Source organism: Vibrio neptunius, assembly GCA_019339365.1.
Classification (GTDB): Bacteria; Pseudomonadota; Gammaproteobacteria; order Enterobacterales; family Vibrionaceae; genus Vibrio; species Vibrio neptunius.
Genome location: CP079860.1, coordinates 1,491,358 through 1,515,037, shown reverse-complemented (window position 1 = coordinate 1,515,037; position 23,680 = coordinate 1,491,358). Strand labels below are relative to the sequence as shown.

Genomic DNA, 23,680 nt, shown 5'->3' with positions numbered 1-23,680 from the left:
ACTTCTCCGCCGCTCAAGACAAAAACCGCCATCTGGGGCGGTTTTTTTATACAAGCATTTGCTGACTTGCCATGCTAGTACCATGTCGATGACAGTTCCCCCTCAGATCGGCTTCACCGTTGGCGGGCGTATAGACGGCGAAAACTGGCGCAGAAAAACGCCAACCGTCAGATAGAATAGCCAAATAGACAAAAACACCAGCACTAACGACATTTTACCTAGCCTTTCACCATAGTTGGAGCAATCGTTTCCCCTTGGGCAAGCTGGCCAAATAGGTAAATACCATGAATAGTTTTCGCATTAGCCACGGCGCTTCTCCTTTGTTGACTGACAATTAACAGCAATAAAGTGACTGCCATGCCTTTCTATCTGGCATAGGCTTTTGCAGCCATAAATATCCATATCGCTCCATTTACCCTCGTGTTTGGTTTGCCACAACTGCTCACACTTGTCTAATTGCTCTTGGTAATTGAGGTCAAAGGCGGTTTGATATTGGCTATAAGTAGGTAAAGCGGGTAGCTGTTGCACTAGGTTATAGTGGTTAAAGCCCGAGCTGATAGCCGGGGGAATATAAAAGGAGAAACCGCTCATTCTATCCTTCGCACTGGGGAGCTTATAAAAGTAACGCAGTGTGTCTATTGGCGATGACTCGTCTGGCTGGCGCTGGCGAGTCAAAATAGGGGTAAGCGATTCTCTGCCACTCAACACCCCAAGCTGAAGCGGGTAGCGAGTATCATCGGCCAGTAAAGCAGATTGACTTAAATCATTCGCATTGTAGCCACGATAACCAGCGGCGGTATCGCAGCTAAAGGCGCCGCCATCTTCACGCCAATAGATGGCTTTGCTCCGAACACACTCTTGAGGATAAAAACTCTCTTTTTGGTAGTGTTGCCAATCGCCAACGTTATAACTTAAATAGGTTGGCTTAGCGTTTAGCTCTAAGGAAGACTTGTTGTAGTAGGTTTTAATATCTACCAACAACTGAGTACCATTATTTACCAGACGTACCCGTTTTATCTTATCTTTTGCATGGTCATTACCATCGAACCAAGCTTTTCTTAACTCTGGGGTATCTGGGTTAGGCACAGCAAGAGGTAAAGGGCTTATCGTCATTGCCGCAGTATCAAACTCATACGCTTTCCCCAATTGAGAGACATAAGCTTTACTGCTATCGGGTAACCAGCCACCAAATAGGCAATCACCACCAAAACGTTCGATTTGGCGGGTTTTTAAATCGACCATCGCACAGCCTATTTGCTGTTCAAACAGCCCATTATTAAACAGCATATAACGGCCATTGGGTGAGCGCTGCACACGTAAGTCTTTTGTCCAACTGACCAGCCTATTGACTTCGTCAGCGGTTAACAGCTTTTGCAAGTTAGTCCCATCGAGGTTCATGGTATATAGCCCAGCTTTTTTCGGTTGTTCGGCTAACCATATCTGAGTGATCACCTGCGCTTTATCACCCGGTTTGTCCCACTCGGCTAGCGGCGCAGTTCTTGGGTCAGCGACCGCTAAAACCCAATCAGTTAAAGCTGATGATTCTTCAGGAAAAGAATCCATATATGAAACGACCGTTTTTAACGCCGCATCGTATCTTGCTTGTTTTGCTTGATCTTCGGCTCTGGCTTCTAACCAGTGGTTAATCTGTGGCCGATAAGCAAAACCGACACCCAGTGCCACCGCCACTAGAGCCGAGACACTGAGAATGATTTTTTTGTTCATTTTGATAGTCCTAATTCTTTTTGCCACAGCGACATATAGCTTTTGAGGTTCTCCACTGCGGCTTGATCTTCGGCACTCACTTCAGGCCGCGGTTCCAGCGCCGGAGCGGGACTAGCTGGTTGAGACCATGCCAGTATTTGCTCGAAGGTAAGGTCACTAAAAACCAATTCAGAGTGGTGGGTGTGCCCTGACGAGGAAATTTGCAAAGTAAACTTGCCCTTAGGTGGGAAGCCGCCCAATATCGCCGTCGCAAAATGTGGGTTGTCTTCGCTGTATTCTAATGGCTCACTCAGTACCCAATCACTTTCACTGTCAGACAGCACGGCATAGTGGGTAATGGCGGTATCAAAATCCATTAGCCCAGTCTCGACGGAAAGTTTAAAACCACTATTTTTACCATCGACATAAGCAATCACGGTATTACTCTTGTCGAAGCTGCGCACTAGCAGTTGTTGATCACTCAGCCATGGCATATCGTCTTCGCCAACGGCATGGACTTTGGCGTTATCAACGTCGGAGGTGTTCTCCTGCACCGAAAACGCCTGCTCTGCACTGTAACTCGCGAGCTCATCAAGGGGGTGCTGGATTTGTCGAGCAATGCAGGATCAGATTCTAATGCCTCTATCTGATTGAAGCGCTTCTGTTTGGGCGAAAATAACACTTTGACGCCATTTTCCCCTTGTTGCACTTCACCCAAAAGCTTGTAAGGCACCCAAAACTGCGGCAGCGGAAACCCTTCCGCTTCACGATGAATCGCTTTCGGCTGCTTTTTCGCCTGTTCTTGTTTATACAAGGCGCGGTAATACTCGACGTCGATATCCTGATAGTAGCCTTTGTCGGTGATTGCCATTTCACGCCACAACTTGCCTTTCCAGAACACGTAAAGGTAACCGCCGCGTAATTCAGACGCTTTGTCTTTATTTTTGCTGCCATCGAGATAAGCCAGCGGCCGGACGGGCACTAAGACGTTAAATAAGGAAAACTGGCGCAGAAAAATGCCAACCGTCAGATAGAATAGCCAAACAGACAAAAACACCAGCACTAACGACATTTTACCTAGCCTTTCACCATAGTGAGAATTAGACAGCACAGCAGGGCTTTAAGTGTAAAAAAAACCGCCATTTCTGGCGGTTTTGTTACTAATCGAGCTCGTTATACAACCAATCTCTCAACATACTCTTACGTTCATCAGAAAGTGACAGATCTTCAGCTTTCACGTAACTCAATAACTCAGGCGAGGCTTTGATCCAGTTATTGAGTTTGGAAGATTTGTGTTTAATCTGTTTATCTTTTGACGACTTGATGTTCTCATCGAAATCATCCGTCGTAGACGCAGTGTATGCTCGTACGTTATCAAATTCTTGCTGGTCCATTTCATACCATTGCGGCTTGAAAGGAATATTGTCACTGTCTTCATTTACGCCAACAACAGACACTTTTTGTGAGGACGCACTTAAGCCTAGGCCTTCTTTACCTTCCATCTCCACCCAAATACAGGGCTGCTCATCGTCGTTAGCAACAAACGGACGCATACCCGGAGTTTTCTTGCCCGTTGCGTTGACGTATTCGAGCGAGACTTCCATTGCGTAGAGATCCGTATCGACTGGCTTAGCCTCCCAGTCAGTAAAACTGCTTTCGGTGATCGCCAGATCGTCAATAAGGCTTACGGCATGTTTTTTAACATGCTGCGACAATGGCACAAAGTTCTCTGTCACTGGCTTAGTCACAAAGCTGACTTGTCTGTTTTCAGCATCAAAAGTCAATGTACCCAGTGGATGCAAGCTACCAGACAGAGACACTTTATAATCCTCTTCAGTATCATTCGCTCTCAACCATGTGTCGACGACGATACTTTCTGTGTCAAAACCACCATTTTTAAGCAGCGTTTGTGCGTTCTTCACAGACTTGGTACTCACCAACATCAAGAGCTTCGTCGCTTGGGTTGAAAGATCTCTTACTGGCCTTTGCTTTGTCCAGCCCAACTCTTCCATTGGTTTAGTACGGCTCTCACCCGGTATGAGTGATTGCACATTGGTATCGTGGACGTAGAGCCCCAATTTAGGGTCTTCAAATAGCTCAGGGTATTGACGCTTTTTCTCTTCCGTTCTGGTTAAGAAGGTTTTCTCGTATAGAAACTCATGCTCTTTTGACATCGCGAGCTCAAACATTGATGAATTGTCTGCCGAGATTTCTGCTCTATCACCGTTTTTGTCGGTGTAGTAAAGGCGTCTTGTAAACGTTAAGCCCTTTTCGGTATCAGAGTTATTGGGTACCCCAACTTCCAGCAAGTATCGCATAATGTAAGAAGCGCGTTCTTGTTTATTCGCCGCACCAAAGACCGACTCCCAATCCTTACTACCGTAATCGTCAGACATAGGCTTGATACCATTGATGACATTGATTCCCAAGTAATAAGTCGGTGTGATACAAACACCAAATAGTGGGCTATCATCGGCAAGTAAGCCTTTCTCGGAGAGATGATTCCGTTCCAGCTCGTGCAATGAGTCGGGAGACAATTGACGAACATATTCCGTTGTATACGCGCCAACATCATCAATAAATCGGTTCTTCCTAACTGGCCTTACACCGATTGGTACCAAACTTAGAGTGCCTTCCTGTTTAAATTTAGCCAGATACTTATCCTTCATGTCGAGAATCACCAGCACTCTGACAGGGTCAAGTGGGTTCACTTGTTCGCCAGCGTTAACGATCGTCTCCAACGACTTCCACACCCCATCTTTCTGGATAGAAACAAAGTGCGTAGTATAAATATCCTCACCTAATTTGCCCAACGCTGGGGTTTTAACAAGCTTTCTAATTTGGCTTAACGATGGATCAGACAACGTATGAATCGGGCAGTATTTTTGATAACTCTGAGAGTGTTCAAGTACCTTTTCACCTAACTCAGATTGCTTTGCTTTGTAAACAAAATAGCTTGTCGAGGCAAGATAACTTTTGATGCTGTTATCCGCACTGCCAACGTCATCCTTTGTTTCCAACCAAGCCTCATCTAAATGAAACGAAGGCAACCATGTACCACCGATATCCCAGTCATCGCTGAGAAGATAGGTTCGAATATAACCTGGGATATCAAGCTGTTGGGACTTGCTAGAGGTATTGGCGTAAGCGGTACTTGTCGTATCACTGCCAGCGATAACTTTACTTGCCTCTTCCGGGTTTGAGGCTTCCAAGAGCAGTAAACGTACCAAACCATTAAGCGCAATGGCGCGTTTAATGTACGCCTTACTCAATACACTTAACTCATTAAAAGCAACATCATCTTTCAGCAATAATGCCTGGCCGATAACGTCTAATTCTGAATACTGCTTTTGCGCTTCCTTGTATTTGATGATGTCCTCTTTGAGGATCTGATCTACCCCTTGGTAAGCAGAAAGGAGCACACCGCCTGCCCAATACAAACTGTATGCGATAGCAGCAGACGGCCCCAAAACAGGAGCGGCTATACCAAGCGCGATATCAAAGGCTTGACCGGCGAAGTTCCACACTTCATCTTGTACTTTCATTTCTGCCGACACGGACACCTGACGACTTTTCTCTAGCCCCAGTAACCAGCTGCGACAAGGAGGATAATCAAAGGCAGAATTGAGGAAAAAGCGCATTTCTGCACGTCTGCTGGCACGACGCTGGCTCTTGTCGTTATTCGGGGCAACCCCGCGGCCAACCACCAGTAAACGGGGCTCCCATTTTGCTGCATCCGCCGCTAAACGGCTTAAAATAGCCGATTTAAGGGCTGAGGCACGCTTTTCAGACAACACTAAGTTGTATTCCAGCGTACCAACATCACACGTAAAGCCGTTAATCTCGAGCACCATTTCAGACGTCGTGTTGCGCAGATAATCAGCCACTTTACTCACTAATTGCGTGTCCGATGGCGATAATCGGTCTTCAGCACTATCAAACTCAAACAGCAGGGTTAAGTAACTCGCCTCACCGGGTTTGGCCGCTTGTTTTTGAGCAATTGGCTTACCATTAAGCAGCACTTTATGCTGATTGGCATGGTCAGAAAAGGCATTCAAAAGGGCTTTTTTATGCGCTTCTTCGGCTTCAAGCAGCCGTTGCTGTTCTGTTTCTTCACTCAGGGCAATCGTTGACACGACAGATTGTGTCTTCTGGCTGTACTCGATTGACTTGCTATTGTAGTCAGCAAACGCCTTTTGCGCGTCTTGGACACCGTTATAGACACTGAGCCCTGATGAAACAAGCTCAGCGTAACCAAAGGGTTTGTCTAAACCAACCTCAATCACTTTTGCAAAAGGCTTTAACGGTGTCAGTATCTTGTCATCGACCTTGTGCCAAAAATGCTCCAAAGCTGGCGGAATAGTAAACGCGTCAGGTACGTTTGAGGCGATCACCCCACTCCAGTTGAGTTTCTGGACAACCTTCATGACCATCGGAATCCGCTCTTGCGTTGGCGCTGGCAGTCGTCCGGCAAAGTCTAAGAAATCCCGCGCGCTGGCATCAATACCCACCGCCAGCTTGACGACTTCCAACAGGTCGCCCGCTTGGGCTTCACCCAGAGCAGCACTAAAGGCTTTATGCACCGTGGTCATACTGAATGGGTCCATCACCCCAGAGGCCGACGCCTCTAGCAAGCCTTTATAGGTACCAAGGGTATTCAGAATATCCAGTGAAGGTTGGCTAACGGAGTCAACCTTGTTGTCACCAGTATGGGGCTGGTTTTTGCTCCAATCGACCCAGTCGCTAAACAGGCTTGGTGCATGTTGAAACAGTGCCTCCTCAACACAGATAGGGTCGCCGGAGACCAGTACACTGCGCCCAGCAATCGAGAATATTGGCAGGTGCAATACTTGCTCAGAAATCGAGTATTGGTTATTAGGAATGCGTAGTTTGCTAACGGAATCTAACGCTCTACTCGCCGATTGCTCGTCATCACTCCAATAATCTTTAATACTGTCTAAGTTGATATCAAAGCGTATTAACTGTTTAATCTGCTCGTCAGAGTCGAGATGCCCGCCTATGATCCAAAATGTCGCCACATATTGGGTCACTTGTTCGGCTTGAGCCGCATCATCGGTTTGATTGGCAATATCAAAGTAGGTAACAGGCCGCACTCTGCTAACAATGCTATCTTTTTTGTCAGTTACATCGCCTTGGATAATTAAATTTTCCGGCTGGCCTGATAGCGTCACTTCCGTGCCTTCAAAATACTCCGCGGAGAAAAACAAGTTGATTGTCCACACTTGCGGAATACGCAAATAGTGAAAGTCATGTTGGTAGTGACCACTGTAGAGCTGCTGGTAAAGAGTGCTATAGGCACCAGCGTTAAGCCCGAGTTCCTGTTCGGCCTTTTCCGCGCTTTGAATAAAAAATGCCGCCAAATCAGGGTCTAAAAAACGCCGCAGCGGTTTTTCGCTGTTAATATCCTTAGTGATCACCTCATTTGAAACGGTAGAAATGTCTATTTCATTCGGCGCACCATTTGCTACGCGCGCATCCTGAATATTTTTTGCGTACGAGACCAGCTTAGTTGTCCAGTCTTCCTCTTGCGACATCACCGCAGCAGGAATTAAGTAAGGGGGAATAAAAACCGGTTTCAGCTTAGAGGTATTAGGCAAGACTGTTAACGGCGAAGAGGAAAGAGAATGCGGTTCCCCCTTCTGTTGCTTGCCTATACCAAGTTGCTCAACGGAACGAATTTCACTGTTCCAACTTTGCAGTCGCCCGGCCGAATCACTAAAGTACAGCGGGGCGCTGTTAGTACTGCGACTCTCATCCGCCACTTCGGCGGCAACCCGCTCTGGTAATGCAAAGGTAAAACCGGGTAATGGATAGAGACCGTTACCATCAATCACCTTTCCATTTGGCCCGACCAACTGCCCCATTAGATAAAGAGCTTTATTTTCGATTTTAGCGATCGCCATGATTACGCTCCTGTAAAACCAACTTGGCTTTTTCGAGATCATCATAAGTCGGTAGTGGGTATAGGGATTCACTCCAACTATCACTGTCTTTATGTTCAATCACATAGCGGCTAAAACCAAAGCCAAACGCCGACATTTCTGCTCGCTCACCATCTTGCAAACCACGAAATGTATAGAGCATCTCTTTAGTCGGGCTGTTTTCACTTGGCTGTGCTAACACGCGTGAAATATTCCTCTGTTTCATCGAAGTCATCCAGATATCACCGCCGTTTAACGCCAGTAGGGTGGCATTTGTTAGGTGTTGGCCAGCTTGCTGGGAGGGCCTGCCAACACGATACACTTGCCCCTGCCCATGACCCGAGCAGTAAAAGCCATCGGAGAACTTGCTGTCCCCAACATGGCAGTCAAAAGCATTTGGGCTGAAATCGCCGCGGTCGACCAGTTGCAGTGTTTTGGCATCAAACACAAAGGTATTGCCACAATTAGGCACTCCATGGTCGCCAAAGGTTGCAATATACTCCTCAGACTCGCCGCAATAAAAACTGCCTCCCGCCATATCACGGTCAAAACTTATATAAATCATTTGCTCTGACTGGCTCATGTAAGTGCTGCCAAACACTACCGCTCGTCTTGCTAATGGGCCATTTACTTCTTCAAACTTAAGCACCGCTTTGGTGTCCAATTTCACCAACAAGAGTTCGTCTCGTTTTTTGACCACCACTTGAGTACTGTCCACATCCCACATAAATACATGAGGACTGGTTGCCACCTCACCCAATCGAGTTTTTTCGCCATTGGCAAGGTCATACAAGATGGTGCCGCCTTTTTGTGGAATCACCAGATAACGCCCATTGGGCGAGCGCGACATATATTTGCTGTAATCAGTGGTACTTCTGAATGGCGGTGGTGGCAGAACCCCATCAGGGATCAATAACTGAGGGTTAGTACCATCAATACTCAGCGCCCAATAGCTGACCTTGGTTTCATCTTCTGGGTTAGTAACGGTAAACAACACCTGAGGTAATTTGAGTTGCTCGGTATTCCAGTCGGCCACTGTGGGGTTATCTGGAATATCAAAATCGTAACGGTAACGCCAACGTACTCCGCCAGCATATCGAGTTTTATTTCGAGATTCTAACTGGTCAGCGAGCAGCTCTATGCGAGCTTGTTCGGCAAAATAGGGCTTAGTGGCGAAATAACTGACGCCAGCGACCAACGCGGCGGCGACACCCAGCCCAAGTAGGAGTTTCTTATTCATTTGTGTTTCACTTTATTATTCAGTTAAAACGACCAATCCATGATTAACGACTCAAAGCGCTGCTTATCTTCGCGGCTTAACGGCTTGGGCATCTGGTCCGGTGTAGGGCTTAGCTCAGGTTCAGCAAAGCCTCGTGGTTGTGCAAACAAATCTTGATAAGCCACTTGATCAAACAAGATATGTCGGCTGTCGGGGTCTTGGTCACAAACCAGCGAAATGGTAAAGACACCTTCTCGCGGCAAGCCGCTTAACAGGGCTTGCTGCCAGTCATGATCCGGGCCATGAAACAGTTCCAGTTCAAACGCATCTTTATAGTCACTGTTATGGTCGACAATATAGAGCGTGTTCAGCGCCGTAGTACCGGAAGTTCCAACGTCAACTCTAAACATCAACCCATCGTTTTTACCATCGACATAGGCAATCACGGTATTACTCTTGTCGAAGCTGCGCACTAGCAGTTGTTGATCACTCAGCCATGGCATATCGTCTTCGCCAACGGCATGGACTGTGGCGTTATCAACGTCGGAGGTGTTCTCCTGCACCGAAAACGCCTGCTCTGCACTGTAACTCGCGAGCTCATCAAGGGGGTGCTGGATTTGTCGAGCAATTCAGGATCAGATTCTAATGCCTCTATCTGATTGAAGCGCTTCTGTTTGGGCGAAAATAACACTTTGACGCCATTTTCCCCTTGTTGCACTTCACCCAAAAGCTTGTAAGGCACCCAAAACTGCGGCAGCGGAAACCCTTCCGCTTCACGATGAATCGCTTTCGGCTGCTTTTTCGCCTGTTCTTGTTTATACAAGGCGCGGTAATACTCGACGTCGATATCCTGATAGTAGCCTTTGTCGGTGATTGCCATTTCACGCCACAACTTGCCTTTCCAGAACACGTAAAGGTAACCGCCGCGTAATTCAGACGCTTTGTCTTTATTTTTGCTGCCATCGAGATAAGCCAGCGGCCGGACGGGCACTAAGACGTTATCCCACTCTGGTTTATCGAGGCTACCATCTACAGGCTCGACATTTTTGGCCAGTAACAGCTTAAGAGGCATAGGTAAGCCACTCATAGGTATCGACAAATACAGGTTGCGAGGCTCATCTTCGAGATCTTTAAACACCGACACGCTGCGATGACTTTTACTGCTGTCTTTCTGCGGACTGGCGGTGGTTTCAGACTGACATTCGGTCTTCGTCAATAGAAGACGGGCAGCGTAAGACCGCCACTGGCCAGCAAACTCGACCACTATCTTTTTGTCTGGAGAAGGTTCAACCGGTGTATAACTGATGTTTGGCGCCAAATAGACGTCGTCTCTTACCGCATCATAGTTGGCTTTAAGGAATTTCTTCGCTGGCTGGGCGGCCAACCGCTCAACCCGCTTTTTGAGTAAAGGGTAACGGATCAGGTCCGCTTCTGAGAGTGGATATTGCCGCCTAAAAGTAGATAGCGCCAACCAATCACCTCGTTCGAGGGACTGTTTAATGCTCGACAGTAAGCTGTAGTTGCTTTTTTTCGCCGAATCGGGAATAGAGTCAGATAAAGGCTTAGGTAGCGCTGCGAGCAAATCCTTAGGATTGTGCGCACGCGAAAGCTCCCCGATGCATTCATCTGGCGAGAGTAAGTAGTCTAGCATTTCCCGAGAAGCCGTGTTCCCTGGGACAAATTTGCAAACTAATAACATTTTGAGTTCTCCACAACCATCATTAATGTGTTTTGATTGCGGTAACGGATAAACCCGGAGGTTTACTTAACGATTTGGTAACTTGCATCGTAATCACTTGGCAAGACAATAGCAACCCGGCAAAAGCAAAAAAGTCATATAGAACAGTAAAATAGGTAAAATCACTAGCAATAAAGTTATTTTAACTAGGCTCTGAGTGATCTATTAGGTGGCAAAAGCGCCTCAGCAAAACAATACGGGGTTAATGGTGCCACTCACCGCCAGCGAAATGGTTACCAGTGCGATAGGCCCATGGCGAGGTGATACCCTCAGTTGTGTTACTCCGCAAGGCGATGGCAACGCAACCGCTGTGTTAGCGCTGGTTGCGTTGCTGTAATACGGCTTTGGCTTTTTCGAGATCGTCATAAGTCGGTAATGGGTACAAAGATTCACTCCAACTATCACTGTCTTTATGTTCAATCACATAGCGGCTAAAACCAAAGCCAAACGCTGACACTTTTGCTCGCTCACCATTATGCAAACCACCATATGTGTAGAACATCTCTTTGGTCGGGCTATTTTCAGTCGGCTGGTTTAACACGCGTGAAATATTTCTTTGATGTAGCGCTGTCAACCAGATATCACCACCATTTAACGCCAGTAAGGTGGCGTTTGCTGGGTGTTGGCCAACTTGTTGGGAGGGCCTTCCGAGGCGAAAGACTTTGCCCTCGCCAGCACCGGCGCAGTAAAAGCCATCGGAGAACTTGCTGTCCCTGACATTACAGTAGTAGGCATTGGGCGTAAAATCGCCGCGGTCGACCAATTGCAGTGTTTTGGCATCAAACACCAAGGTATTGCCACAATTAGGCACCCCATGGTCGCCAAAGGTTGCAATATACTCCTCAGACTCGCCGCAATAAAAATTGCCTCCCGCCATAAGGCGGTCAAAACTTATATAAATCATTTGCTCTGACTGGCTCATGTACGTGCTGCCAAACACTACCGCTCGTCTTGCTAATGGGCCATTAATTTCTTCAAACTTAAGCACCGCTTTGGTGTCCAATTTCACCAACAAGAGTTCGTCTCGTTTTTTGACCACCACCTGAGTGCTGTCCACATCCCACATAAATACATGAGGACTGGTTGCCACCTCACCCAATCGAGTTTTTCGCCATTGGCGAGGTCATATAAGATGGTGCCGCCTTTTTGTGGAATCACCAGATAACGCCCATTAGGCGAGCGCGACATATATTTGCTGTAATCAGTGGTACTTCTGAATGGTGGTGGTGGCAGAACCCCTTCAGGGATCAATAATTGAGGGTTGGTGCCATCAATACTCAGCGCCCAATAGCTGACCTTGGTTTCGTCTTCTGGGTTAGTGACGGTAAACAACACCTGAGGTAATTTGAGCTGCTCGGTATTCCAGTCGGCCACTGTAGGGTTATCTGGAATATCAAAATCGTAGCTGTAACGCCAACGCACTCCGTTAGGATATCGACTTTTATTGCGAGATTCTAACTGATCAGCGAGCAGCTCTATGCGAGCTTTCTCTTCAAAATAGGGCTTAGTGACATAGTAACTGACGCCAGCGACCAACGCGGCGGCGACACCCAGCCCAAGTAGGAGTTTCTTATTCATTTGTGTTTCACTTTATTATTCAGTTAAAACGACCAATCCATGATTAACGACTCAAAGCGCTGCTTATCTTCGCGGCTTAACGGCTTGGGCATCTGATCCGGTGTCGGGCTTAGCTCAGGTTCAGCAAAGCCTTGTATTTTGTCACTCGTCGGCTAGGGGTGCGCAAAGTATAGAGACAAACACGATCGTGGTCTGTCGCTCGTCCAACCCATTCACTCGCGAAAACATGTCACATCCAGTTTGTGAAACAAACTCGACTATGGTGTGACAAAGAAAAGAATAATACACAACGGCAACGCCCATAGTATGAAAAACACTAATAAAAGTGTTAAACCGTACTATAGCCATTAATATACGACAGGGAAAATAATAGAGTAAATAAAAAAAAGACGTGATTTAATATCACGTCTATGTACCAAGATAATAGATACTAAACAGATAGAATTAACCACCTGTGCAGGATAGCACCCTCAGGCGCAGCGTTACTATACAATGTCAGTCTAACAATGCAACGTGGCGAAATTCTTATGATTTTCATCATTTTGACGGCTATTATCCGCCATTATGTAGGCAAATGATCAACCAACTAAACAATCAGACTATTTTAATATTCATTTCGTTCATAGCTGGGGAAATTAAATAAAAAAAAACGCCAAAAAAATTGGCGTTTTAGTTCAAATATTAGATTATTTTTTTATTTACTTAGATTAATCACTTCAATCTAAGCCGTCGATTAAAAAATATCTGATTAGAGTGTGGTGTTGTACGTGTCTTGGCCTGAAGCATTCTGACTGTTGGTTACCACTGCGGTGACATCGACTGAACCACTGGCTAAGCCCGATAGCTCACCAAACGTTACCGTTTGTTCAAAAGCGCCATCCGACAAGTTTACGTCTTTATTTGGGGTCGCTGTGGCGCCATTGTTATCTTTAAACGTTAGCTTCAACGTCGCGGAGTTGCTTGAATGCGTCGCGCTGCCTTTCACCGTCACCGCTCCTGCGTTGACCGTTACCTCGCTTATGGTCACTACTGGCTGCAACGCAAACTGGTGGTCCGTGTTCTCCGCACCTGGGTTGCCTGATGCGTCTTCAAAACCTTTGATACTCAGTGGCAAGGATTCCGCTTTCGTATCAGTGCTGCGAATATTGACCTGACCTACCCACACTGTTTTAGCCGTGCTGGCTGCGTCCCAGATAATGGCCTGATCGCCCAGTTGGCTGCCTGAAGGTTGCGTCACCTTCTCTGAAAAGGTTACCGTCACTTTCACCTTGCTTGAGTCCAGTCGCTCAAAGCTCACTGGGTTGTCTGATTTCAACGTCGGTGCTTGCTTGTCTAAGGTAAAGGAGGTTGTTCCTTCACCTGAAGCATTCTGACTGTTGGTTACCACTGCGATGACATCGACTGAACCACTGGCTAAGCCCGATAGATCATCAAACGTCACCGTTTGTTCAAAAGCGCCATCCGACAAGTTTACGTTTTTATCTTGAGTCACTGTGTTTTTACTCGCATCTTCAAACGTTAGCTTCAACGTCGCGGAGTTGCTTGAATGCGTGGCGTTGCCTTTCACCGTCACCACCCCTGCGCTCACCGTTACCTCGCTTATGGTCACTACTGGCTGCAACGCAAACTGGTGGTCCGTGTTCTCCGCACCTGGGTTGCCTGAATTGTCTTGGTATCCTTTAATAGTCAGTGGCAAGGATTCCAACGTGTTATCGACACTGCTAATGTCAGCCGTTCCGTTCCAAACGTCATTCGCTTTGCCGTCACCTTCCCAGCTAATGGCCTGATCGCCCAGTTGGCTGCCTGAAGGTTGCGTCACCTTCTCTGAAAAGGTTACCGTCACTTTCACCTTGCTTGAGTCCAGTCGCTCAAAGCTCACTGGGTTGTCTGATTTCAACGTCGGTGCTTGCTTGTCTAAGGTAAAGGAGGTTGTTCCTTCACCTGAAGTATTCTGACTGTTGGTTACCACTGCGATGACATCGACTGAACCACTGGCTAAGCCCGATAGATCATCAAACGTCACCGTTTGTTCAAAAGCGCCATCCGACAAGTTTACGTCTTTATCTTGAGTCACTGTGTTTTTACTCGCATCTTCAAACGTTAGCTTCAACGTCGCGGAGTTGCTTGAATGCGTGGCGTTGCCTTTCACCGTCACCGCTCCTGCGTTGACCGTTACCTCGCTTATGGTCACGACTGGCTGCAACGCAAACTGGTGAGCCGTATTTTCCGCACCTGGGTTGCCTGACTCGTCTTGGTATCCTTTAATAGTCAGTGGCAAGGATTCCAACGTGTTATCGACACTGCTAATGTCAGCCGTTCCGTTCCAAACGTCATTCGCTTTGCCGTCACCTTCCCAGCTAATGGCCTGATCGCCCAGTTGGCTGCCTGAAGGTTGCGTCACCTTCTCTGAAAAGGTTACCGTCACTTTCACCTTGCTTGAGTCCAGTCGCTCAAAGCTCACTGGGTTGTCTGATTTCAACGTCGGTGCTTGCTTGTCTAAGGTAAAGGAGGTTGTTCCTTCACCTGAAGCATTCTGACTGTTGGTTACCACTGCGATGACATCGACTGAACCACTGGCTAAGCCCGATAGATCATCAAACGTCACCGTTTGTTCAAAAGCGCCATCCGACAAGTTTACGTTTTTATCTTGAGTCACTGTGTTTTTACTCGCATCTTCAAACGTTAGCTTCAACGTCGCGGAGTTGCTTGAATGCGTGGCGTTGCCTTTCACCGTCACCGCTCCTGCGTTGACCGTTACCTCGCTTATGGTCACTACTGGCTGCAACGCAAACTGGTGGTCCGTGTTCTCCGCACCTGGGTTGCCTGACTCGTCTTGGTATCCTTTAATAGTCAGTGGCAAGGATTCCAACGTGTTATCGACACTGCTAATGTCAGCCGTTCCGTTCCAAACGCCCTTCGCTTCACCGTCACCTTCCCAGCTAATGGCCTGATCGCCCAGTTGGCTGCCTGAAGGTTGCGTCACCTTCTCTGAAAAGGTTACCGTCACTTTCACCTTGCTTGAGTCCAGTCGCTCAAAGCTCACTGGGTTGTCTGATTTCAACGTCGGTGCTTGCTTGTCTAAGGTAAAAGTATCGCTCCCTTCACCTGAAGCATTCTGACTGTTGGTTACCACTGCTTTTACTGTGATGGTGCCAGCCGCCAAACTGCTTACGTCCACGTCTTGTGTCCAACTACCGCTCGACAGTGTGTAGGTCTGACTAACGTCAGCCGTGACAACGTCTGTGTCTGAAAGCGTTAGTTTCAACGTCGCGGATGTCCCTGTTCTTGTGGTAGTTCCTTTTACCGTTACTTTGCGCGCACTCACTACAAGCTCAGTGATTGTTACCTTAGGTTTCAGTAACAACTTTTTATCTTGATAGGCTACGCCCTCATTCGTGTATGTATCACTAAAACCAGCGATCACTATTGGCATTTCAAGATCTGTGTCATTGGCACTTGGAACCTTGACCGTACCTGTCCAACGGTCACTTTCACCGCTAGCAGCACCCCAATTGATTTTGGTTGTGCTGGTATTGAGATACGACTCCGAAGGCTCTGAGACCGGCTGTGAAAATTCCACTGTCACATTGATGGTATCCCCTGTATCTGCATATTCAGGATTGAGCGATAGTGATTTTACTGTTGGCAATACACCTTTAACCTCTAGATTAAACGTAGACCCTTTACCCTTGATTCCCTTGTCACTTTGATAGGCATCGTCTTCTAGGGTAAAGGTGATGGTTTTATCTTCTCCTTGCGGCGCTTTGTAGTTTGCGGTCCAATCAATGTTGTTTGTTGTAGATAATTCACTCAGGGTGCCAACGTCATCGCTTCCGCCCACTTGGGTGAGTTTTATATCGCTCAGAATAAAGTCTTGGACCTTTTCAGAAAACTTGATATTCAGCGTAGTCGTTTTGTTACCGCCAATCGGACCTTGCGGTGCGGCTGATATTGCTTTTACCTCTGGGGTCGTGGCAGCAACAACCTCGGTCTCGATTTCTTGCGCTGGATTGACCTTTCCGGCAAGATCACTAGCTTTAATCGCAACCCGATAAACACCCGCTGGGACCGAGAAACTGAAGACGTACGGCTTACTATCGTCCGTCGGTTTTGCTACAGATTTAGGCCGTATTTTGTCGCCACCTGCTTTCAACGCAAGCTCTGCATTCACCTCATTCAAGTTCGTATCCAAGACATTTGCAGTCACTTCGACTAAGTATTCGCCATTATCATTGGGTGCGAAGGTTGTTTGCTCGGCTTTTAGGTTACTCACGCTCGGGTCTTGGGTATCAACGACAGACTTTATGCCTTCAGCGCCATAATCTGTCGTCGCGTAAGTGAAGGTTTCAAGCGTGCGATCAATCGAGTCCGTTACCGCCACTTTCAACATGTACTGGCCTTGATCCGTGTCTTTGAAGCTAAATGTACTGGTCGCAGACGTGCCGCTAAACGTCGCCGACTGTTCGATTGATTCTCCAGCTGAAACAGGCACAAGAGTGATACGGTAACTTTTTGCGGTAATACTATTCGTAGCATTCGCTTTTAGTGTCATTTCTTGACTGGTACCGCCAAGTACAAGCCATTCCCCTTCTATACGCGCATTATCCGCCAGAGATAACGCTACAGTGGGTAGCGCTATATTGACGTTCATATTGGGCACTGTAACCCGGTTGCCCGCTTTGTCTTCAGCCGTGACAGTTACGGTCAACTCGCTCTTGTTAGCCAGTTTCGATGCCTCGACCTCAAAGTAGGTAGGGTCATCACCTTTTTTTACTTCTCTGGTGAAAGTCCCCAACTCTGCCACTGTGTAAGTGACTCGAGCTAACCCTCCGATGTCGGTAATGGGGAAAGTGAACCTGACTTTGTCATTCGGTTTGGACACTTTCACACCATCAGGGCCACCAACGGTAGGTTTCTGATTATCAACGATAAACGTTACCTTATTAAGATTCGTATCAACATCACTTTTGCGGTTAAACACATCCATCGCTCTCGCTGTAACCTCCAAGGATTGGGCGCTAGAGCCAGACAGATCAGCGGTAAACTCCGCACATAAGTATTCGTCATTCTCTCCACACTTTGTGACTGCCTCAAAGTTATCCTTATGATTGGTATTGGCAGTAGAATAAGTGGTGCCACCTACCTTGACAGTTAATACTTCCAGCTTCGAGCCATTAGGTAAACGCGTTTTAAGGTTGATGCTTATCAGGTCCTTAACGACGGTGTTTTGAGCAAGGGGGTTCTCAATATCGTCTTTACTGGTGATTGCAATTGTCGGTTTGCCTTCCGGAAGCTTTAATGAAAGCTGAGAGACGTCGGCCGTATTACCTGCCTTATCACTTAAGTTCTTAACGTTAAAGATATGCTCCGTGTTATGTGGATCGATGAAAGTTGTGTAATTCTCAATATAGCGACATGTCACACCATCAGAATTGCGTTCACACTCTTTAGGCTCTATTGGATCATTATTGTTGATTCTAACAAGCTGTGGTCTAAAGTCTTGCGGATCTGTATTAATATTGACCCCTGATTCTTTGTCAGTAAATCCGAGCTGGATGCTTAATTGCTTGTCTTTATTTGCAGATGGACTCGCTGGAATAACGTTTTCACCCTGTAATAAGTAGTCTTTTTGCACAGACGTTGGTGGGTTGACATCCATTTGATTGAACGTAAACCTTTGCACGTTCGGAGTTCCATTTTTGCCTTTGGTTTTAACAATTAATACCACAGGTGACTCTGTAAAGTTCTTGTCAGACTTCACCGTACAACTTGGGGTGTTCCCAAGCTCACCTTCTATTAGCCCAGAGGTCGCTACTTTAACATCTGTTGGTGCTTGGTTCGAATTATAGTTTTCACGAACCCAACATTGGAGCTCATTTGGTGTGACTGCGCTTATTACATTAAAATCCACCTTTAGCTCGCCATTGGCTATAAAGTTTTGGAAATCCTCCGGCGATTTAATCTCAAGCTTAACAGCCTGTTTTTGAACACTTAAAGACTTTGTTATTTTTAGAGGTATTCGCTGTGCCGGATGCAAGTATTTGGCGTTGTTGTATGCGTAAATAGATAGATCGTAGATACCGTCTTGAGTCAGCGCGCTTTCTTGAATAACAGATTCCCATTGATCATCGTTCTTATTAAAATTAAAGCTGAGCGTAGTTCCGGCTTCTTCACCAGTCGTAGTTCCGGCTTCTTCACTCCTAAAGCGGTAAGAGCCGGTTACCTGACTTATGCCGCTGATATCTGAAATCTTCAGAATAAGTTTGATATCGCCAGCCTTAGTAACTACATCTTCAATAGGGCTATTATTATCGCTTGCGTACTCAAACTTAAATATTTCTACTAGTTTTGGTGGATCCCTTGGATATGCAGTTTAAATGGCACCGTGGAAACATTGCCGCGGATATCTTGCGCCTTCAGTTTTACGGTAATAGCATCTGCACCCGTTGTATCGGGAATTGACGGTAGTGGGATCTTATATTGGCCACTAGGTTTATCTAGGTTTGGCTTGGTTCCTTCTCCATTTGGCGCAACATCGCCCGCGAATATCCAATACTCAAACTTGTCCTTCTTTACACCATTTGAGTTTATCGAGCCGTTGTCGTCATAGTCTTCCGCAATGATCGTGAGCTCATAACCGGGAACATAAAAATCACCGTCAGTATGCCCATTCAATTTTAGTGATGGGCCTTGCGTATCAATGATCACATTAGACACATTGGAACTTGATACAAATCCATGAATGTCGGTCGCTTTAACAAAAAGCTTAGCGCGGTTACTGTCGTCTGTAACAATCTTGTTCTCGTCATTGCTTTCCGGGTATGTGCCCTCAAAGCTGGAGCTCCACTCGCTTGCTGTCCAATCTTTTAAGAAGGTTTCACCGGAATCTGTTTTCTGATAAAGCGAGATTTTCTCTACGCCGGAGTCATCTGTGACGCTATTAAATTTCGCCGAGAACTTAGCTCCCAATACACCAGTCTTTTGTGAGACATAGTCGACTAACCATGGGTCTTGGAAGTTGATAACGGGCCCTTGTTTATCGACTTGAAATTTGATTTCTCCTCTCCCACTGGTATTCGGTGGGTATGCCTTATCTGTCGCTGTATAGAACAAGGTATTGGTTTGACCATGCGTAAAGGCATCGGCTACGAGCTTGACGCCAACGTTAGGTTGAGTCCCTTCCAAACAAGGCACAGTATCGTCATTAATACAAAGGCCTAAATTGGGTACAAGGACATTACCTATCTTAAGTTGCAAATCAAGTTTGTCACCTGGGCTATGATCGCCCCAGATAGGCGCAGGATCTAATGTAGTATTGCCTCCCAGCATTTTTTCTGCGGTCCTGTTTTCAACTTCAGGCGGTACTGAATCAACCCGAACTGTAAATTTCGGTGCTGATATTGAGTTCTCATTTACCTCATTGCCCAAGTTATCGATCGCTTTTACATATACCTCCCAATCACCTTCACCTGGATAGACGGGTTTAGTTTCGCAAACGACTTCCTTACACAGGTTAATAACAAAGCTGTCAGGGTCATTAATAGCAAATTTATTGGCATCATAACTCTTAATTTTACCCGAGCTATCTTTGAATAGCAGAACACGCTTTTCTTTTTGGTCATTGACAGTATCCACAACGTTAAACTGTAGCTTCAGTTCGTTGTTGGTATTAAGGTATACGCTGTCTTCAAGCTGATTCTTGGTTTTTGGATCCTCAGGGCGAATCAAGGAGATTTTAGGAGGTTCGTTATCGATGTAGAGAGAATCTTTACGCTTATTATCTGGGTAGCCATAGCCGTTCCCTTGGTTATCCATTGCACTGGTATGGATAGCCAATTCCACTTTGTCTTTATGCTCACTTAACGCGGTATTTACAGAAAAAGCGAACTGTTTGACGTATTCATCATTAGCATTGTTCTTGTTTGGCGTGATCGAAATACCGGCTGATTCTTCGTCATTAGGATCTGAGCGTTTGTACCACATCGGAGCGACAGTTAACGGAGTAGATGCATCATCTTTTATGCCCGATGGATCAGAGACAACCAATGTTGCATTGATATTACCTGCGACATATTGATTGTTGTTGTTAATCGGCGTATAGGTTCTACCCTCTACTACCGTGAGTTCCACGTTAGGCGCGTATTTATCAATACTGACTCCATCTTTACCAAATAGGTCGAGAGTACCTAACATGGGCCTAGCTTTGGATATATCATCCGCAAACAACTGGGCGATGTTGTCTGCTACCCAAGGTTTATTATTATGATATTTGCCAGTGAGTACATCATAGTAAGCTTGAGCCAAATCCTTACGATAGACGTCTGCATTCAACTCGTCGCCATCCAGTTCAATGACAGTTTGGTCTTTTCCTTTTCCATCAGGCTTACCATCTGCCCTTAGATCTTGATAAAAAGCGGAGGCAAGTTCATGAGGAGAAACTCGCGGCCATTTTTTAGACATATTTGCCATTGATTCTGCAAGGAAACGATGCTGATATTCGACAGCTAGCTTACTGAATGTGTCTTTGATTGGACGCAACATTTCGTTGGTCGCATAACTGGTAGTGGTAGGGTCAAAGCCAAAAAAGCTACCTGGCTTTTGTAACGCCACTGCGTTATTCACTTCAGCTAAAAATGACTTCGCCACTTCTGTGTTTTTCGTACCTTGATAGTTGTCCCAACGATAGTCGAATAGGCCAGTATGATAGGTAGAGAGTTCCGTTACATAATAGGTTTGAGAGCCTTTAGGCTTCTCGAAGTAAACTCCAAAATTAGCATCTTGTAGGTTAACTTTTTCGGAGTTACTGGTATCATCAGTCCAGTTATAGGAGTGTGTGTTTTTGCCCTTTGGGCTTGCCAATTTAATTCGTAAGAAGTCGTAATTAGACTTTTTGCCACGCAACAGGCAAGACGCAACATCAAGAGCCGGTTCTCCAGTCGACTCAGAGTTTTGTGTTGTTGTACACTTATCAATATAAGCAAAGTCCGAACCTTCTAACCCTTCTAACTGCGCTTGCGCACCAACAAAAGGCGTTACAACTGTATAGGTAGGTAAGTTAAAAGTTGTCTTGAAGTATACTGTTATCGGATCCGACACGTTTTTCGAGCCATCGAGCGTACTAATGACCAGCTTTTGCGCGTCAGACTCAGATATGTTACCGAATGACTCTCCGAGTATATCTTTGGTAAAGGGGATATAGTAGGTCATGAATTCTACCCACTTATCTTCTCCTTCTTGAGAACCTTCTTCCTCATCTATCTTTGCGTGAGGTATAGTAACGCTTTCTTGTTGATTATACGCATTGGCGATAATCGTCTTTCCGTCGCTGTAGTCACCTGAACCACCTTTTTTAACGGAATAATTCACCTGTAATGTTAACTTGTTAGCCGGAGTACCAACATTAACACCATCTGGCGCCCTCTCGTCCCTTACTGTTACCTTGATGTAGGGGATCTTGTTGTCATGTAGGTATCCAGGATCAAACGACTGGAAATTAACACCGACATTATTTCTTATATTGTTAGCAGCATACTGATAATCAATATTGAGGTAGTTTTTTGCAGTCGTTACCGATGATGCGTTGTAGGTATTCGCCGTGAAATCTCCAGGGTATGGGTCGCTAAAGGCACCGGACTCATCTTCAAGTACAAATGAAACTTCCTCCTGCGGATAGCTTATCTCCTGCTTTGGCTCTCTAGCATCTTGGGTGACAAAATGGTATTCTCGGCCGACATTGCCCTGGGCATCCGTAGCAGTTATCTCAAACTTTGTCGATGTCCCGAATTGCTCCAACTTATACTTGTTAGAAAATTGGCATACGCCGTCATCTGCAGTAGGAGAACACACTAACCCTTCTGGCGTATCCCCTTTAAATGAAACAGTAACCGTAACGCCACCAGACGTGGGTTCAGTAACCGTACCCGTCAAGAGGTACTCAGTCTCGCCCGTGTCCTTTTTAATTCCCGGATCTGAAGTCACTTTAATGATTGGGTTTTGGTTATCCCATTTGAAACTCACGATATGAGCTTCTGAGCCGGTCTCAATTTTGTTGCCAAGTACGTCTTCGGTATAAAATACCAGACGCGCCTGACCAGAGCTCATTTTGAGGTCGTCAAGGGAAACAGTATTGACGTTAATTTTAACATTCGAGCTTCTTAAACCTTGCTGAAACTCAGTGGTGTCGATGGCGCAGTAGCTCGAACCTATCTCACCCACTGGGCAGGTTTCTAATTCGCTCCAGGTGCCACTCAAATATGACTCGAGTACCACTTTTGGAACCGCAACGCCGACTTCATCCTCAAGTTTGACTTCTATACTGCCGGTACGCGCAATAATATCGTTTTCGGTTGCTTTTGGTCGACTCGCGACTGGAGGCGTAGAATCGATCGGAGAGGGTTTACGTTCCGGAATGACACTGGTATCTCCCTCACCTATTTTATTAACTTTATCACTAAAAGGTTTAAATTCGTCCGCCTTAATACTCGATTTATTCAACTCGGGGCTATTGGCGGCGATCATTACGTGCTTAGCGAGCTCTTTGGTGTATAGCTCGCTGGTAACTTTAACCGCACCAAAGTCCAAACTCTGGCTATGGTTACCAACTTTACCCTGCCCATCCAACTTACCATCCAACTGGATATCGTTATATTGAATCCGTGCAAGGTTTATTGACGAGTATTCGTTTTCGGCACCATTGTTTTGTATCTTCATATCCTTCGCATAGGAAGAATAGGCCGTTAGCAAGGCTCCGTATTTATGGCCATCTGTCGCATACGCACCTTGAGGGCCATTGGTAATATCAACAGGTCGGGTGGTATTGGCGTCAAAGCCGTACATACCCTCGATCGCACTAATGGATTGAGACACCGCCGTCGATGCACTTGAGCCTTCCCTAATTTTATATTTCGCTAAACCAGCGGCCATGTTAGTGAGAGGCGTTACCATGACTGACTGCTGTGAGCCTTCGACATAATTGGCGACACTGTCTAACCGGATACTGCCCTCTTGACTGATAGACACTTCCTGTCCTGTAGCAGGATCAATATACGACCCGCCTTCAGCTCGAATCAATACCGGGCGGGAAGCCGATTCCACTGAAACACTATAATTACCGCTTGTGTCTGTTTTGGTCGAAGCAATCAGGCGCCCTTGCTGGCCATTATCATACTCCCAAATATAGACATTCGCGTTCGATACTGGTGCATCAAACACATTGCCAGAAATTGAACCAATGGTTCTTGACGGTGGCGAACTGTCACCACCGCCATCACCACCGCCACCACAAGCGACAAGTAGTAGAGATGCACTCAGTGCAAGATAATTATAGTGTTTCATTTTTTAAGCCAATGCCAATGACAAGTTAAATTTTCAACGATTATATTTACTAAATTATTTTTCTCAACGTGGCATATTGACTATGCAAAACGTCATTTTCACTAGCAATAAAACGCTTTTAATTATTTATCGGCGCTGGTTAATGGCATAAAGTATATATAAGCC

The 23,680-nt window shown here is 46.1% G+C and carries 9 protein-coding genes and 2 pseudogenes; 2 read left to right on the top strand and 9 right to left on the bottom strand.

Going from position 1 to position 23,680, the window contains the following annotated elements; all coding sequences use genetic code 11:
- Positions 1 to 300: 300 nt before the first annotated feature.
- The 6 genes and pseudogenes from KW548_23630 to KW548_23605 all read right to left on the bottom strand — a co-directional run bounded on the left by KW548_23630 (position 301) and on the right by KW548_23605 (position 10,564).
- Positions 301 to 1,725 carry a hypothetical protein gene (locus KW548_23630; protein ID QXX08588.1) on the bottom strand — a complete coding sequence of 475 codons (1,425 nt, stop codon included), beginning with the start codon at positions 1,723 to 1,725 and terminating at the stop codon, positions 301 to 303.
- Positions 1,722 to 2,198: a hypothetical protein gene (locus KW548_23625; protein ID QXX08587.1), complete on the bottom strand. Its 477-nt coding sequence runs from the start codon at positions 2,196 to 2,198 to the stop codon at positions 1,722 to 1,724. The genes KW548_23630 and KW548_23625 overlap by 4 nt, the downstream gene beginning before the upstream one ends.
- The gene (locus tag KW548_23620; protein ID QXX08586.1) at positions 2,186 to 2,776 is read right to left on the bottom strand and encodes a hypothetical protein; all 591 of its coding nucleotides are present in this window, start codon (positions 2,774 to 2,776) and stop codon (positions 2,186 to 2,188) included. Before KW548_23620 ends, KW548_23625 begins: the two co-directional genes overlap by 13 nt.
- Positions 2,777 to 2,864: 88 nt before the next feature.
- Entirely contained in the window at positions 2,865 to 7,628 is a 4,764-nt protein-coding gene (locus KW548_23615; protein QXX08585.1) for an OmpA family protein, read from the bottom strand.
- Positions 7,615 to 8,886 carry a hypothetical protein gene (locus tag KW548_23610; GenBank protein ID QXX08584.1) on the bottom strand — a complete coding sequence of 424 codons (1,272 nt, stop codon included), beginning with the start codon at positions 8,884 to 8,886 and terminating at the stop codon, positions 7,615 to 7,617. Before KW548_23610 ends, KW548_23615 begins: the two co-directional genes overlap by 14 nt.
- Positions 8,887 to 8,909: 23 nt before the next feature.
- Positions 8,910 to 10,564 (bottom strand): annotated as a pseudogene (locus KW548_23605) (hypothetical protein).
- A gap of 208 nt (positions 10,565 to 10,772) precedes the next feature.
- Here KW548_23605 and KW548_23600 point away from each other — a divergent pair.
- Entirely contained in the window at positions 10,773 to 10,940 is a 168-nt protein-coding gene (locus KW548_23600; GenBank protein QXX08583.1) for a hypothetical protein, read from the top strand.
- Here the strand turns inward: KW548_23600 and KW548_23595 are convergent.
- Both KW548_23595 and KW548_23590 read right to left on the bottom strand, forming a co-directional pair.
- Positions 10,917 to 12,181 (bottom strand): annotated as a pseudogene (locus KW548_23595) (hypothetical protein). The gene KW548_23600 and the pseudogene KW548_23595 sit on opposite strands and share 24 nt — an antisense overlap.
- Before the next feature lie 748 nt (positions 12,182 to 12,929).
- Positions 12,930 to 18,092 carry a tandem large repeat gene (locus KW548_23590; GenBank protein ID QXX08582.1) on the bottom strand — a complete coding sequence of 1,721 codons (5,163 nt, stop codon included), beginning with the start codon at positions 18,090 to 18,092 and terminating at the stop codon, positions 12,930 to 12,932.
- A gap of 192 nt (positions 18,093 to 18,284) precedes the next feature.
- Between KW548_23590 and KW548_23585 the strand changes: the two genes are divergently transcribed.
- Positions 18,285 to 18,428, top strand: coding sequence for a hypothetical protein (locus KW548_23585; protein QXX08581.1), 144 nt, complete (start codon positions 18,285 to 18,287; stop codon positions 18,426 to 18,428).
- A 95-nt stretch (positions 18,429 to 18,523) separates the two neighbouring features.
- Here KW548_23585 and KW548_23580 read toward each other — a convergent pair whose 3' ends face one another.
- Entirely contained in the window at positions 18,524 to 23,515 is a 4,992-nt protein-coding gene (locus tag KW548_23580; GenBank protein QXX08580.1) for a carboxypeptidase-like regulatory domain-containing protein, read from the bottom strand.
- Positions 23,516 to 23,680 lie beyond the last annotated feature (165 nt).